This window comes from Lentzea sp. NPDC004789 (genome assembly GCF_053601075.1).
In genome coordinates, this window is record NZ_JBSGBE010000018.1 from 146,252 (window position 1) to 160,603 (window position 14,352).

The 14,352-nt window shown below is 69.9% G+C and carries 14 protein-coding genes and 1 pseudogene; 9 read left to right on the top strand and 6 right to left on the bottom strand.

The annotated features are described in order from the left end of the window. The first annotated feature begins 55 nt into the window (after positions 1-55). Together ribA and ACWEIJ_RS34040 are read left to right on the top strand one after the other, a co-directional pair. Positions 56-706 carry a GTP cyclohydrolase II gene (gene ribA, locus ACWEIJ_RS34035; protein ID WP_355437418.1) on the top strand — a complete coding sequence of 217 codons (651 nt, stop codon included), beginning with the start codon at positions 56-58 and terminating at the stop codon, positions 704-706. A gap of 38 nt (positions 707-744) precedes the next feature. Further along, a complete protein-coding gene (locus ACWEIJ_RS34040) occupies positions 745-1,926 on the top strand; it encodes an amidohydrolase family protein (RefSeq protein WP_449841337.1) in 1,182 nt (393 codons plus the stop codon). Here ACWEIJ_RS34040 and ACWEIJ_RS34045 read toward each other — a convergent pair. Genes ACWEIJ_RS34045 through ACWEIJ_RS34055 form a run of 3 tightly spaced genes read right to left on the bottom strand, consistent with a single transcriptional unit; the run spans position 1,884 to position 3,468 of the window. Beyond that, a complete protein-coding gene (locus tag ACWEIJ_RS34045; protein ID WP_449841338.1) occupies positions 1,884-2,828 on the bottom strand; it encodes an NAD(P)-dependent alcohol dehydrogenase in 945 nt (314 codons plus the stop codon). The genes ACWEIJ_RS34040 and ACWEIJ_RS34045 overlap by 43 nt on opposite strands. Further along, positions 2,825-2,992 (bottom strand): helix-turn-helix transcriptional regulator, encoded by a 168-nt coding sequence (locus ACWEIJ_RS34050; RefSeq protein WP_449841404.1) that lies wholly within the window; start codon positions 2,990-2,992, stop codon positions 2,825-2,827. Before ACWEIJ_RS34050 ends, ACWEIJ_RS34045 begins: the two co-directional genes overlap by 4 nt. A 53-nt stretch (positions 2,993-3,045) precedes the next feature. After that, positions 3,046-3,468: a hypothetical protein gene (locus ACWEIJ_RS34055; protein ID WP_449841339.1), complete on the bottom strand. Its 423-nt coding sequence runs from the start codon at positions 3,466-3,468 to the stop codon at positions 3,046-3,048. A gap of 150 nt (positions 3,469-3,618) precedes the next feature. On the opposite strand from ACWEIJ_RS34055, the gene ACWEIJ_RS34060 reads away from it, so the two are divergent. The 4 genes from ACWEIJ_RS34060 to ACWEIJ_RS34075 all read left to right on the top strand — a co-directional run bounded on the left by ACWEIJ_RS34060 (position 3,619) and on the right by ACWEIJ_RS34075 (position 7,741). Next, positions 3,619-4,518: a tat pathway signal sequence gene (locus tag ACWEIJ_RS34060; RefSeq protein WP_449841340.1), complete on the top strand. Its 900-nt coding sequence runs from the start codon at positions 3,619-3,621 to the stop codon at positions 4,516-4,518. Positions 4,519-4,591: 73 nt separating this feature from the next. Beyond that, positions 4,592-5,095 carry a YbaB/EbfC family nucleoid-associated protein gene (locus ACWEIJ_RS34065; RefSeq protein ID WP_449841341.1) on the top strand — a complete coding sequence of 168 codons (504 nt, stop codon included), beginning with the start codon at positions 4,592-4,594 and terminating at the stop codon, positions 5,093-5,095. A gap of 7 nt (positions 5,096-5,102) precedes the next feature. Continuing rightward, entirely contained in the window at positions 5,103-6,575 is a 1,473-nt protein-coding gene (locus ACWEIJ_RS34070) for a WXG100 family type VII secretion target (RefSeq protein WP_449841342.1), read from the top strand. Beyond that, positions 6,572-7,741, top strand: a complete 1,170-nt coding sequence (locus ACWEIJ_RS34075) for a hypothetical protein (RefSeq protein WP_449841343.1) — start codon at positions 6,572-6,574, stop codon at positions 7,739-7,741. The genes ACWEIJ_RS34070 and ACWEIJ_RS34075 overlap by 4 nt, the downstream gene beginning before the upstream one ends. A gap of 383 nt (positions 7,742-8,124) precedes the next feature. Here ACWEIJ_RS34075 and ACWEIJ_RS34080 read toward each other — a convergent pair whose 3' ends face one another. The 3 genes and pseudogenes from ACWEIJ_RS34080 to ACWEIJ_RS34090 all read right to left on the bottom strand — a co-directional run bounded on the left by ACWEIJ_RS34080 (position 8,125) and on the right by ACWEIJ_RS34090 (position 9,969). Beyond that, positions 8,125-8,472 carry an MmcQ/YjbR family DNA-binding protein gene (locus tag ACWEIJ_RS34080; RefSeq protein ID WP_449841405.1) on the bottom strand — a complete coding sequence of 116 codons (348 nt, stop codon included), beginning with the start codon at positions 8,470-8,472 and terminating at the stop codon, positions 8,125-8,127. An 87-nt stretch (positions 8,473-8,559) separates the two neighbouring features. Then, positions 8,560-9,051, bottom strand: a pseudogene (locus ACWEIJ_RS34085) (DUF6939 family protein); the annotation flags it as partial. 39 nt (positions 9,052-9,090) lie between these two features. Further along, the gene (locus ACWEIJ_RS34090) at positions 9,091-9,969 is read right to left on the bottom strand and encodes a DMT family transporter (RefSeq protein WP_449841344.1); all 879 of its coding nucleotides are present in this window, start codon (positions 9,967-9,969) and stop codon (positions 9,091-9,093) included. Positions 9,970-9,991: 22 nt separating this feature from the next. On the opposite strand from ACWEIJ_RS34090, the gene ACWEIJ_RS34095 reads away from it, so the two are divergent. The 3 genes from ACWEIJ_RS34095 to katG all read left to right on the top strand — a co-directional run bounded on the left by ACWEIJ_RS34095 (position 9,992) and on the right by katG (position 14,138). Continuing rightward, complete coding sequence (locus ACWEIJ_RS34095; RefSeq protein ID WP_449841345.1) at positions 9,992-11,386, top strand: aminotransferase-like domain-containing protein; 1,395 nt, start codon at positions 9,992-9,994, stop codon at positions 11,384-11,386. Positions 11,387-11,453: 67 nt separating this feature from the next. Beyond that, the gene (locus ACWEIJ_RS34100) at positions 11,454-11,888 is read left to right on the top strand and encodes a Fur family transcriptional regulator (RefSeq protein ID WP_449841346.1); all 435 of its coding nucleotides are present in this window, start codon (positions 11,454-11,456) and stop codon (positions 11,886-11,888) included. Between the two features lie 18 nt (positions 11,889-11,906). After that, positions 11,907-14,138, top strand: a complete 2,232-nt coding sequence (gene katG, locus ACWEIJ_RS34105) for a catalase/peroxidase HPI (RefSeq protein ID WP_449841347.1) — start codon at positions 11,907-11,909, stop codon at positions 14,136-14,138. Positions 14,139-14,352 lie beyond the last annotated feature (214 nt).

Genomic DNA, 14,352 nt, shown 5'->3' on the forward strand with positions numbered 1-14,352 from the left:
CGGGTTACGGTGCGACCTCGCACCCGAGCGTAGCTGCACGCCCGGGAGGCGCCAGGTGGACGAGGGGACCGAGATGTTCGAACAGGCCTTCAACGACGAGGACGTGGCGGAGTCCGACCTGGTGACCCGCCGTGGCACTTTCCGCGCAGTCGCGTTCCGCGCGGACGGCCACGAGCACATGGCCCTCGTCTACGGCAAGACCAAGCTGCGCGAGAACGTGCTGGTGCGCATCCACTCCGAGTGCATGACCGGTGACATCTTCGGGGCCATGCGGTGCGAGTGCGGTGAACAGCTGGACGCCGCGCTGAACACCATCGTGCGCGAGGGCAGCGGCATCCTCATCTACCTGCGCGGTCACGAGGGCCGCGGCATCGGTTTGGTGGCAAAGGTGCGCACGCACGTGCTGCAGGACGCCGGTCTGGACACGCTGGACTCCGCCACGTCGCTCGGGTTGCCCGTGGACGTGCGCGACTACTCCCCCGCCGCACGTGTGCTGCGCCACCTCCGCGTGCAGTCGGTGCGCCTGATGTCCAACAACCCGGACAAGATCGCGGCGCTGGAGAGCAACGGCATCCCGGTCACCGCGCGCGTGCCGTCGTTGATGGCGCCGAACCCGCACAACATCGCGTACCTGACGGCGAAGCGCGACCGGCTCGGTCACGACCTGCCGCAGGTCGACTCGTTCACGTTGCCGCACGCCCGCTGAGCGTTGATTTCTCCGAATCCGGCGCTCAAAATGTGCCGATGCTGGCGCTGCGGGCCGGGCGTGCCTTCGACGGTGAGCACTCGCTCGCCGGCCCGATCACGGTCCTGACCGAGAACGGTGTCATCAAGGCCGTCGAGCGGGGCCATCCGGACGTTCCGGGTGCCGAGGTCGTCGATCTCGGCACCGCCACCGTCCTACCCGGACTGATCGACACCCACGTCCACCTCGGTGGCGACGGCCGGCCGGGCGCGCTCGACCGGCTCGCCTCCTACACCGCTCAGGAACGCGACGCGGTGATCGGGGAGAGCCTCGACCGGCAGCTGCGGGCCGGGGTGACCGCGGTCAGGGACCTGGGCGACCACGAGTGGTCCGTCGTCGAGCAGCGGGACCGGCACCGGCAGCGCGTCCTCGCCTCCGGTCCTCCCATCACCAGCACGAAGGGCCACTGCTGGTCGATGGGCGGGGAAGCCGCCGGTGAGGACGAGCTGCGCCGGGCCGTGCGGGAACGGGTGGAGCGCGGGGCCGACGTCGTCAAGGTCATGGCCAGCGGCGGGTTCACGACGGCGGGTACCGCGGTGAGCGGATGCCAGTTCACCGAGCACGAACTGCGCGTGGTCGTCGAGGAGGCCCACCGCCACGGCCTCCCGGTGACGGCCCACGCCCACAGCCTCGACGCGGTGCAACGCGCCGTGGCCGCGGGGGTGGACGGAATCGAGCACTGCACGTGCCTGACGGACAAGGGCATCCACGTCCCGGTCGAGCTGATGGACGCGATCGCCGAGGCGGACATCTTCGTCTGCCACACGCTGGGAACCGTGGCGGAACCGCCGCCTCAGCTGCTGGAACTGTGGGCGGAGGTGGGCATGAGCTACGCCCGCAAGGTGGACACGGCGGGCAGGATGTACGACCACGGCGTGAAAACCGTCGCCGGCACCGACGGCGGGATCAGCCCCGCCAAGCCGCACGGCATCATCGGGGTCTCCGTCGCCGACCTCGTCAAGGGCGGCGTGCCGAACGCGGCCGCGCTGGCCGCCGCCACGAGCCAGGCGGCGAGGGCGCTGAGCGTCAGCAAGGGCGTGCTGAGACCCGGTTGGGACGCGGACATCATTGCCGTGCAAGGAGATCCCATGCGGGACATCACGGCGTTGCGCAACGTCACGACCGTGGTGATCGGCGGTCAGATCGTGACGACGACCTTGCCGGCCGACCGTCGTGAGTAGACGTGGTCGATCGCGTTCAGGGCTTCGGACAGCGGGAAAGTCCGGTCCAGCGCGGGCTTGACCGTGCCCGCCTCGATCATCACGCGCAGCTCGTCGTAGACCTCGCCGCGTTCGGCCGACATCAGCGGCACCAGTTTCTGCGGCACGAAGGGATTGAGCGCCACCGCGCGCAACGCCCGTTCGAACCCTCCGGTGACCGGTCCCCCGGTCTCGGAGCCCACCAGCACCACCGTGCCGCGCGGGGTCACCGCTTTGCGCAGCCGCGACAACGACCGGTGGCCGCCGCAGTCCAGGATGAGGTCGTACGTGCCGGTGAAGTCTCCCGCGGTGTAGTCGATGACCTCGTGCGCGCCCAACGACCGCACCATCGCCACCTTCCGCGTGCTGCACACGCCCGTCACGTGTGCACCGAGTGCTCGCGCGATCTGCACCCCGTACGACCCGACGCCACCACCGGCGCCGAGCACCAGAACCCGTTGTCCCGGTTGCGCTTCACGCAGTCCCTGCAGCGCGGTCCCGCCCGAGACCGGCACCGCGGCCGCCTCCGCGAACGAGAGCCCGGCGGGTTTGCGGGCCAGCCGCGCGACCGGTGCGACGGCGTACTCGGCGAACGACCCCTGGCAGGTGCCGAACACCTCGTCGCCGACCTCGAACCCGGTCACGTCCGGGCCGAGTTCCTTCACCACACCGCAAACGTCGCGACCGGGCACCGGTGACTTCGGGCCGCGCACGCCGAACCCGATGAACCGCACCAGGTACGGCTTCCCGGTCAGCAGGTGCCAGGTGCCCATGTCGACGCCGGCCGCCCGCACCTCCAGCAGCACCTCGCCCCGGTCAGGCACCGGCACGTCCAGCTCACCGAGCGCCGCCGAGCCGTATCTTCGTTGTACGACAGCCTTCACGCCTCTTCCTCCTCCGGGTACTGGAAAACCTCTTCGAGCGACACCCCGAACACGCGCGCGATCCTGAACGCGACCTCCAGCGAGGGCGAGTACTTCCCCTGCTCGATGGCGATCAACGTCTGCCGCGTCACCCCGATGGCCTTGGCGAGATCCGCCTGCTTCATCTCGCCGCGCGCGAACCGCAGGGCGCGGATGGAGTTCGTGACCTTCGTGGGCTTCACCGCATTCCCCGCCGGTAGGCCGCGATCTTCGCCATCGAGCCGAAGAGCGCCGACAGCACGAAGCACAGGTAGAGCACGTTGGCGATCCAGAAGTGCGCCACCTCGAACATCGCCAGCGCCATCGCCGAGATGCCACCGATGACGACGAACGACTGACCGATGTGGTCGCCGAACCGGCCGATCTCGCGGTCCCGTTCGTCGACCTGCAGGCCGTCGTTGCGCGCGGCGATGCCGAACCAGATGCCGGACACGATCCCGATGACGATGCCGAGCCCGATCGTCCACAGCAGCGCGCCGGCGTAGGGCGTCTCCGCGAGCGGCCGCCCGTCCATGTGATTCAGGACAAGCAACACGTACACGACATAACCGACCACGGCGGACACGGCCAAGGCCCACGCCCGCTTCTCCTCGACCGCCATCGCGTCGCTCCCGATGTCAAAGAAACCTGACACGACCAAGGTAAAACGAACCGGACATCGTGTCAAACATCTTTGACTTTCGACCCGACTTGATCGGCACGTCCGTATGGCGGTCGACTACCGCCGATCGGACCCATTAGCGTGCGGCACATGCTCCGTCCGGTCCTTGTTGCGTGCGCGCTCGCCCTCACGGCGTGCAGCAACGCCGTGACGGCGGAACCGCCCGCCGTCACGAGCTCACAGCCGTCGTCGACCTCGCCGTCGTCCACCTCGCCGTCACAGCCGCCGCCGCAGACGCCGGCCGCGGCGGTCACCACCACCGAGGTCTGCGTGCTGCCCGACAGCGGCTTCGACTGCGCGTTCCAGAAGCGCATCAAGGACGCGCAGGCCTACGCCCAGACCAGGCCCGGCACCGTCGGCATCGTGCTGCGCGACCGCAAGACCGGGGCGACGTGGCGCAACGACCACGCGGGCGACATGACGTGGACGGCGTCGACGATCAAGCTCGCGATGGTGGTGAACCTGCTGGAGCGCAACCGGTCCGGCGCGATCACGCTGACCAGCGACGACCGCCGGTTGATGACCGCGATGCTGCACAGTTCCGACGACGACGCCGCCGACGCGTTGTGGAAGCGCTACTCCGGTACGACGTTCAACGCCGCGTTCCCGAAGTACGGCATGACCGATCTGGCGCCGCAACGGGGTTACTCGGCCACCTTCCCCTACTGGGGCTTCCAGAAGTGCACGACGAACGACCTCGACCGGTTGATCAACTACGTGCTCGACCGGGTGCCCGCGGACGACCGCGCCTACATCGTCGGGCAGATGCGCCAGGTCGGCCCCGAACAGCAGTGGGGCGTCTGGGGACCGGACTCCGGCAACAAGAACGGCTGGTCCGAAGAGGACGGCGGCTGGGTGATGAACTCCGTCGGGTTCGTCGGCCAGGACGCGCGGTACACGGTCGCGATCATGAACAACCTCAGGGGCCAGGGCGGTTACGACGCCGGCCGGCAGACCGACACGGAGATCGGCCGCATCCTGTTCCGGTGACCGTCAGTGGACTGTCAGAGCCGGTTGCTAGCGTGATGACCGACCTGCTCGCAAAACTGGGGAAGGGGTCGCGGTGCCGGACCGGAGGGCACAACTCGAGGAGAAGATCCGTTCGTTCTCCGAGCAGGCCGCCAGGGCGGGCCAGCTCAAGGACAAGATCTCGGAACTGCGCGGACAGGCTCGCAGCGGCGACGGCTCGGTGACGGTCACCGTCGCGCCGTCGGGTGCGGTGCTGGGCCTGCAGCTGAGTCCCAACGCGATGAAGTACAGCCACACGCAGCTGCAGCAGGAGATCCTCGCCACCATCAGGGCCGCGACGCAGCAGGCCGCGCAGATGCTGCAGGAGACCGTGGCGCCGGTGCTGGGCGACCAGGCCGACCGCTTCAAGGAGGCGTTCAACGCGCACGCCGGCGTGATGCTGCCGGACGCGCCGCCCCAGCAACCACAGCAACAGCAGCAGTACGCGCCACCGCCACCGCCTCCCCCGCACATGCAGAGGCCCGCACCGGGGAACCGTCCGAGGCCCGCGCCAGTCTCAGACGACGACGACTTCGGTGGCAACTCGATCCTGAGGTGATGGGGGAATGACGGGATTCCAGGTGCAGGGCGGTGCGCTGCTCGCGCACAGCTCCGGTTCGAAGGAGGCCGCCGGCCACTTCGGACAGTTGGCGACCCTGCTCGAACAGGCCCGCGTGAGCGACGACTGCTTCGGCCCGCTCGGTGAGCTGCTCGCGTTCAAGTACTTCGAGAGCCTGCAGGAATGCCAGGACATGGCCAACAAGGCCAAGACCTTCCTGGAGGGCGTGGCCGAACGCACCGAGCAGACCGCGCAGACCTACCGCGACGTCGAGGACGCGATCCACCAGGGCCTGCAGAAGCTGGGTTCCGGCGGTGGTCCGGGCACGCTGGCCGACCTCAACGGCGCGGGCGACGCCGGTCGCAAGGGCTACCTGGAGCAGAACGCCGGCTACGGCAGCTCGTGGGTCAGCGCGAGCGGCGACATCGCACGGGCGAGCAGCCCGCCGGACGTCGCGATCGCGGCGGTCAACGCGCGCATGGAACAGCTGCAGCTCGTGATGAGCCCCGGCCAGTCGTTCATCGACAACGGCCTCGGCTTCCTGATCGGTATCGTGATCAGCCCGATCGTCGAGTTCGTGCTCGAACCCGCGATCGGCGACCCGGAGCAGATGCGCAGCACGGCGACGGGCTGGGGCAAGGTCGCGGACTGGGTGCAGTCCTCCGGCGAGCACGAGAAGAACCGGGCCGCCGCGACGTCGCAGCCGTGGACCGGGCAGGCGGGCGACAAGTTCCGCCAGCAGATGAACGAGTTCGGCGAGGGCACCGACGCGTTCGCCAACGAGATCCGCGGCCTGCAGCAGATGCTCGACCTCGCCGCCGACCTCTTCGACGCGTTCGTCGAGACCTGCATCGACATCCTGCAGGAACTCGTGATGGGCCTGATCATCGAGTGGCTGGCCGCGCTGGCCGCCTCGTGGATCACGGCAGGCGCCTCGATGGGCGCCGCGGGCGTCGCCACCACCGCCGAGGTCACCGGCACGATGGCGCGTCTGGGCCTGAAGGTCAAGCAGCTGCTCGGCAAGCTCATGCCGTTGATCAAGAAGCTCGAGGAGCTGCTGCAGAAGCTGCGCAAGGGCCCGTTGAAGAAGCTGGTCGAGAAGGCGGAGGACCTGCGCAACGGCAACAAGGCCGAGAAGTGGCTGATGCGCAAGGTCGACGGCCACCCGCTGGCCAAGATCGTCACCAAGGCCGACCCGGCGACCATGGCGTCCAAGACGGGCAACAGGTTCGCGGGCAGGTTCGGAGTGGACGGTCCGGGCGCCGACTCGCTGACCACCACCCTCGCCGAGACCGGCCTGCGCATGGCGGGCCTGAGCGGCACCGGCCACGTGCCGACCGCCATCACCAACGGCGTCATGGAGAACGCGCCCGGCCTCGCGATGGAGCAGGGCATCAAGTACGGCTACAACAAGGCCCAGGACCCGTCCTCCGACGAGGAGCGGACCGACGCCATGAACCGAGGATTCGAGTACGAGTGATCTTCTCGGCACCACTCGGCCCCGGCCACGTCGCCCGGCAGCAGGTCTGCCGGGCCGGCGAGTCGTTGGTCTGGGCGATGTACCGGCAGACCTTCTACTACGCCGTCGAGGGCCTCGACAAGCTCGGCGCACCGGGCCGGTCGTTGTTCACCCGAGGCCTGTCGGCCGTGGGCCGCGGCGCGGGCGAGCTCGCGCTGACGATGTTGAGCGGTGGTGGTGGCGACCAGTCTTCGGCCGACAAGGCCCCTGCGGCCGACCACCTGGTCTTCGGCCCGTCCGGTGACTCGCTCGCGGTGCGCGCCCTGTCGCAGTTCGAACCGGGCACGCGCGCACATCGGCTGTGGGCGTTGACGTCCGAGCGGCTGGTGATCGCCGTCCGGGCCGAGGCAGCCGCTGCGGAACCCCAGCCGAGCTCGTTGCTGGGCAAGGCGATCGGGTTCGGCAAGGACATCGGCAAGATCCTCACCGACAACCGCATGAAGTTCGGCGACCACGTCGAGGGCGAACCGATCGCCGTGCCCGAGTACCGGGTGATCCTGGAAATCCCGCGCGCCCAGATCGCCGAGGCCCAGCCGGGCCGCGTGGTGCTGGTGGACGGCTCGGGCTTCGAGTTCCTGCTCGAACCCCCGACCGCGGCCGAGGCCGATGCGCGGATCGTGCAGAAGGAACTGACCAAGCACTGGCTGCGCCGCGGCGAGAACCTGGTCCTCGGCCTGCCACCGGTCATCGGCTACGTCGGCGGCGTCGTCGGAGGTTCGCTGCACGTGCCGTGGACAGCCGCCGGCCCGATGCCGCCACTGGACCTGGGCAAACTGCGCTGGCCGCTCCCCGCGCCGCCGTCACCGCAGGACTGGCTCGACGACCCGACGCTCGGCTACTGGGTCGAGGCGCCCGCCACGTCGAGCCTCGCAGTGCAACTGGCCGACCACTTCGCCTTCGGCCGCGGCAACGCACGGCTGGCGGTGAGCGACCAGCGCGTGGCCGTGGTGTACCCGACCCACCTGTTCGAGGCCAAGCCCGCCAACGTCTTCACGACGTTCGCGGAGATCCCGCGCACCGCCGTGCGGTCGCTGGAAACGGTCTTCACGGGCTGCAGCCTGCCGGCCCGCCCGGTGGTGCGGCTGACGTTCGCCGACGGCTCCCGCCTGCAGCTGCGCCAGCCCTGACGGCTGACGCCTGGGCTCGGTGAAGGGCACCTGCGTCGGGTACGGACACGCCGGCGTCCGACGCCCCGTCAACACACCAGGCCGAGCACCCGAACCACAAGCCCACCCGACCGACAACCACCGGCAGCTCCCGCCCAGACCTCCACCAGCGCCCGACGCCTGTCAGCGCCCGACGCCCGTCAGCGCCCGACGCCCGTCAGCGCGCGAAACCCGCCAGCGCGCGAAACCCGTCAGCGCCCGACGCCTGTCAGCGCGCGAGGTCCGTCAGCGCGCGAGGTCCGTCAGCGCGCGAGATCCGTCAGCGCACGAAATCCGTCAGCGCGCGAGATCCGTCAGCGCCCGACGCCTGTCAGCGCGCGAAACCCGTCAGCGCCCGACGTCCGTCAGCGCGCGAGATCCGGCACCTGAGCCACGAGATCCTCCGGCGCCGACAACCGCCAAGCCTCGAACACGAGCTCGGCGAGCTCGTCGGCCTCGATGCCCTCCAGGTACACCACGACCCACCCGAACCCGCCGGACGTGAACTGCTCCTCGAACACGTCCGGCCGCTCGGCCACCAACGCCTGCTGCTCGGACAACGTCTGCTTCAGCCCGACGGTCTGCGTGCGCGGCCAGTAGTAGCCGAACACCTTGCCCCGCACCCGGAAGGTGTCGTACTGCTGCCCGGACGAGCGCTTCGCCTCGGCGAGCCCGTCCACGATCTTGAAGAGTTCCTTGTTCGATGCAGCCACTGCCGACCCCCAAAGCCGAAGGCCCGCAGTATAAATCCGGCCGGTGTCCTCAACCGAGGAACTCAGGTGGTCGACGATCAGCGCCGCGTGGGACAGCGGGGTCCGCAGATCGTCGACGTCGCCGTTGGTCGTGTAGTCGAGCAGCACGACGTGCGCCGACTCGGTCAGTTCGCGCAGCCGTGCCACCTCGGCCCGCAGCCGGTTCTCCAGGACCCAGCGGTAGGTCGGCAGGTAGATCTCGTGCCGGGCGGTGCGGTAGTCGAGCAGGCGGTCGCCGGTCAGGCCCGCGCGGTGACCGCGGACCTGGCCCAAGCGGCGGACCGTGCGCTTCAGGCCCTTCATGGACGTCACCGCGAGCTTGGACGGGTCCACATCGGAGCTTTCGAAGACCTTCAGCGCCTGCCAGACGCCCTCGACGGATTCGCTTGTGACGCCTGGCGACATGGGGACCGGGATTTGGCCGTGCGGGTAGAACGGGCTGAAGCGCACCCACGGGTCGGGGCCGCGGGAGGTCACGTCGACGACCAGCGCGTCCGGGCGGGTCACCTTGCGGCGCTTGCTCGCCACTTCGATCGGCATGGGTCGAGGATGGCAGGAGGGTCTGACAATTCCGGGCTCTCAGCGGACGAGCTGCGGTTGGGCGGCGACGCGGCTGCGTTGGGTCAGGACCACGCAGACGACCACGACCGCGGCGGTGGCGAGGGCGGGCCAGCCGACCGGTTCGCCGAGGACGAGGGCCGACCACAGGAGCGTCAGGACCGGTTGGGCCAGCTGGATCTGGCCGATCTTGGCCACGCCGCCCGCGGCGAGGCCCGCGTACCAGGCGAAGAAGGCCAGGAACATCGAGATCAGGGTCACGTAGGCGAAGCTGAGCCAGACGACCGGGGTGGCGCGGGAGAAGTCCGCCGTGTACAGCGAAACCGGGATGGTCACGGGGAGCGCGACTACCAGCGCCCAGCAGATCGTGCGCGCGCCGCCCAGTTCGCGGGAGAGTGCGCCGCCTTCCGCGTAACCCAGGCCGCACAACACGACCGCGATCAGCAGGTAGGCGTCGGCGAGGCTGAGGGAACCGGAGAGACCTCCACCGGTCGCCACGAACGCCAGCACCGCGAGCAGGCCGGCACCGCTGGAGAGCCAGAAGGCGGTGGGCGGACGTTCGGAGGCGCGGACGACCGCCCAGATCGCCGTGGACATCGGCAGCACGGCGATCACGACGGCGCCGTGGGCCGAGGTTTGGGTGGTGAGCGCCAGGGAGGTGAAGAGCGGAAAGCCGATCACGATGCCCGCGGCGACTACGACCAGGCGGCGGAGCTGCGGCACCGACGGGAAGGGGGCGCGGGACGACGCGAGGTAGGCGATCGCGAGTACGGCGGCGACCAGGGCGCGGCCGAACGCGACGAACCACGGGTCGAGTCCGGCCACGGCCAGGCGGGTCGCCGGGAGGGAGAAGCTGAAACCCAGCACGCCGAGCGCGCCGAGTGTTACCCCCGCTGGCACGATAACGTTACTCTTGGCTCTCATGAATGAGGATAACGCAGCCGCCCGCGTTATCGAGGACCTGAGAGCCACCGCACAGGCCGGGCGCGCGGGCGATCGGATGCCGTCGGTGCGTGACCTGATGACCAGGCACCGCGCGTCACCCGCGACCGTGCAGCAGGCCATCCAGCGCGTGGCGGCCGAGGGGCTCGTCGAGGTGCGGCCGGGGCGCGGCAGCTACGTCGCCCGGCAGGCCGCCACCGGCAGCCAGGACCTGTCGTGGCAGGCCGTCGCGCTCGGCGAGGGGCGGCCGGGCGAGGAGCTGGTGGCGAACCTCCTCGCGGTGCCGAAGGCCGAGGCCATCCCCCTGTCCAGCGGGTACCTCGACCCGGATCTGCAGCCGACGGACGCGCTGGGCGCCGCGCTCAGCCGGGCGGCCCGCCGGCCCGCCTCGTGGGGTCGCGTGCCGGTCGAGGGCAGGGAGGAGCTGCGCGCGTGGTTCGCCAAGGAGGCGGGCGGCGAGCTCAGGGCCGGGGACATGACGGTGTGCGCCGGCGCTCAGGAGGCGCTCGCCACGGTGTTCCGCGGGCTCGGCGACCGCGGTGACGCCGTGCTCGTCGAGTCGCCGACCTACCTCGGCGCGATCGCGGCGGCGCGCGACGCCGGGCTCAAGGTGGTGCCGGTGCCCGCGGACTCCGACGGGGTGCGGCCGGACCTGTTGCAGGCGGCGTTCGAACGGACCGGCGCGAAGCTCTTCTACTGCCAGCCGCTGCACGCGAACCCGCACGGCGCCGTTCTGTCCGGCGAACGACGGCCCGAGGTCATGCGGATCGTGCGCAGGGCCGGCGCGTTCCTCGTCGAGGACGACTGGGCGCGCGGCTTCACGATCGACGGCAGCGCGCCGCCGACGCTCGCCGCGCAGGACACCGACGGGCACGTCGTCTACGTCCGGTCGCTGACGAAGGTCGCCGCGCCGGGGCTGCGGGTCGCCGTGATCGGGGCCCGCGGGCCGGCGGGCACCCGGCTCAAGAACACGCGGTCCAAACAGGACCTGTACGTCGCGGGACCGCTGCAGGAGGCGGCGATCGGCTTCGTGACGTCACCGGTCTGGCGCCGGCACCTGCGCACGCTCCAGCAGTCCTTGAGGGCCAGGCGCGACGCTCTGGCCCGCGCGGTCCGCGAGCACCTGCCGGAGTTCGAGCTCGCGCGGTCGTCCGGCGGCCTGCACCTGTGGGCGGAGCTGCCGCCCGACGTGGACGACCTGGAGCTGACGGCGGCCGCCGCGGCGCGCGACGTCGTGGTGTTCCCCGGCCGGCCGTGGTTCGCCGCTGAACCTCCTGGCGGCTTTCTCCGTTTGACCTACGGCGGCGCACCTGAGCACGTGCTCGCCGAGGGCGTCCGGCGACTGGCCGACGCGATGTCCGCCGTGCGGCGATGACCTGGTCGAGTGAATTGCATCGTTCGTTAACTTGACTGACTCCAGAAAAGACGGCAGGGTGGGTCCCGTGCCCACGGCCTTCGACTTCGAGCGCATGTTGCGTGGAGCGTCACTTCGGGTGACGGCTCCGCGGATAGCTGTGCTGTCCGCGGTGCACGAACACCCGCACGCCGACACGGACTCGATCATCGGTGTCGTGCGTCAGAACCTCGGCGCGGTCTCGCATCAGGCCGTGTACGACGTGCTCCGCGCGCTGACCGGAGCCGGCCTGCTGCGCCGCATCGAACCTCAGGGCTCCGTCGCGCGTTATGAGGCGCGCGTCGGGGACAACCACCACCATGTCGTGTGCAGATCCTGCGGAGCGATCGCCGACGTCGACTGTGCCACCGGCGCCGCGCCCTGCCTGGACGCATCCGACGACCACGGGTTCGTCATCGACGAGGCCGAGGTCATCTACTGGGGCACCTGCCCCAGGTGCACGACCGCCGCGAAAAGTTCCTGAACACCCGGAAGGATTCCCGTGTCCGACAGCACTGACGCCAAGGTGAGCGAGCTGAACGTGGAGGAGGCTGGCGGCTGCCCGGTCGCGCACGGGCGACTGAGCCACCCCACCGAGGGCGGCGGCAACCGCGACTGGTGGCCCAAGCAGCTCAACCTCCGGATCCTCCGCAAGCACCCCGTCCAGGCCAACCCCATGGGCGGTGAGTTCGACTACGGCAAGGAGTTCCTGACCGTCGACCTGGACGAGCTGGCGCGCGACGTCGACGCCGTCCTGACCGAGTCGAAGGACTGGTGGCCGGCGGACTTCGGGCACTACGGCCCGTTCATGATCCGCATGGCGTGGCACAGCGCGGGCACCTACCGCACGCACGACGGCCGCGGTGGCGCCGGCGCGGGCATGCAGCGCTTCGCTCCCCTCAACAGCTGGCCGGACAACGGCAACCTGGACAAGGCCCGCCGTCTGCTGTGGCCGGTCAAGAAGAAGTGGGGCCGCAAGGTCTCCTGGGCCGACCTCATGATCTTCGCGGGCAACCGCGCGCTGGAGACCATGGGCTTCAAGACCTTCGGCTTCGCCGGTGGCCGCGCGGACGTGTGGGAGCCGGACGAGGACGTGTACTGGGGCCCGGAGACCGAGTGGCTCGGCGGCGACGCCCGCTACAGCGGTGAGCGCGACCTGGAGTCGCCGCTCGCGGCCGTCCAGATGGGTCTGATCTACGTCAACCCCGAGGGCCCGAACGGCAACCCGGACCCGCTGGCCGCGGCCCGCGACATCCGCGAGACGTTCGGCCGCATGGGCATGAACGACGAGGAGACCGTCGCCCTCATCGCCGGTGGCCACACCTTCGGCAAGGCGCACGGTGCCGGTGACCCGTCGCTGGTCGGTGCCGAGCCCGAGGGCGCCACGATGGACGTGCAGGGCTTCGGCTGGATCAGCACGCACGGCACCGGCAAGGGCCGCGACACGATCACCTCCGGCCTCGAGGTCACCTGGACCCAGACGCCCACCCAGTGGGGCAACCTGTTCTTCCAGAACCTGTTCGGCTTCGAGTGGGAGCTCACCAAGTCCCCGGCCGGCGCGCACCAGTGGAAGCCGAAGGACGGCGCCGGCGCCAACACGGTGCCCGACCCCGAGGACGGCACGCTCAACCGCACGCCGATGATGCTGACGACCGACCTGTCGCTGCGCTTCGACCCGATCTACGAGCCGATCTCGCGCCGCTTCCTGGAGAACCCGCAGGAGTTCGCCGACGCGTTCGCCCGCGCGTGGTTCAAGCTGACCCACCGCGACATGGGCCCGATCCAGCGCTACCTCGGCCCGCAGGTGCCGCAGGAGGAGCTGATCTGGCAGGACCGCCTGCCGGTCCGCGACCACGAGCTGATCGACGCCGCCGACGTGGCCGAGCTCAAGGCCAAGATCCTGGAGACCGGCCTCTCGGTCTCGCAGCTGGTCAAGACCGCGTGGGCGTCCGCCTCGTCGTTCCGCCAGAGCGACAAGCGCGGTGGCGCGAACGGTGCCCGCATCCGCCTGGAGCCGCAGCGCAACTGGGAGGTCAACGAGCCCGACCAGCTCGCGCGGGTGCTGCCCGTCCTGGAAGGCGTGCAGGAGGCGTTCAACGCCGCCCAGACCGGTGGCAAGAAGGTCTCACTGGCCGACGTGATCGTCCTCGGCGGTGCCGCGGCGATCGAGCAAGCCGCCAAGGCCGCCGGTCACGCCGTGGAGGTGCCGTTCCTCGCGGGCCGCACCGACGCCACGCAGGAGCAGACCGACGTCGAGTCGTTCGCGGTGCTGGAGCCCGTCGTCGACGGCTTCCGCAACTACGGCAACAAGGCCACCCCACTGCCGTCCGAGTACCTGCTGATCGACCGGGCGAACCTGCTCGGCCTCTCCGCCCCGGAGATGACCGTGCTCGTCGGTGGTCTGCGGGTGCTGGGCGCGAACCACGGCGGCTCGCAGGCCGGCGTGCTCACGGCCAAGCCGGAGACGCTGACCAACGACTTCTTCGTCAACCTGCTCGACATGGAGACGGAGTGGAAGTCGGTCACCGAGGACCAGGAGAACTTCGAGGGCCGCGACCGCGCCACCGGTGCCGTCCGGTGGACCGCCACCCGCAACGACCTGGTGTTCGGCTCGAACTCCGAGCTGCGCGCCGTCGCCGAGGTCTACGCGAGTGACGACGCGTCGGAGAAGTTCGTCGTGGACTTCGTCTCCGCGTGGAACAAGGTCATGAACGCGGACCGCTACGACGTCTGATCCAGCTCCACCCAGGTACCCCAGGCCACTCCCCCGGCCTGGGGTACCTGCGTTTTCCGACGACCGCGCACGTTCCACCCTCAGTTTTATGAAGTTCGCACCTTCTGTGCGCTTCATCGCTTGATTCCCTCTTGTCCGATTCCGTGCGATCGGGGATTCTTCATCCCGTTCGACCACTGCGTGGACGTCGGGGGACACGCGCGACCTTCCCGAA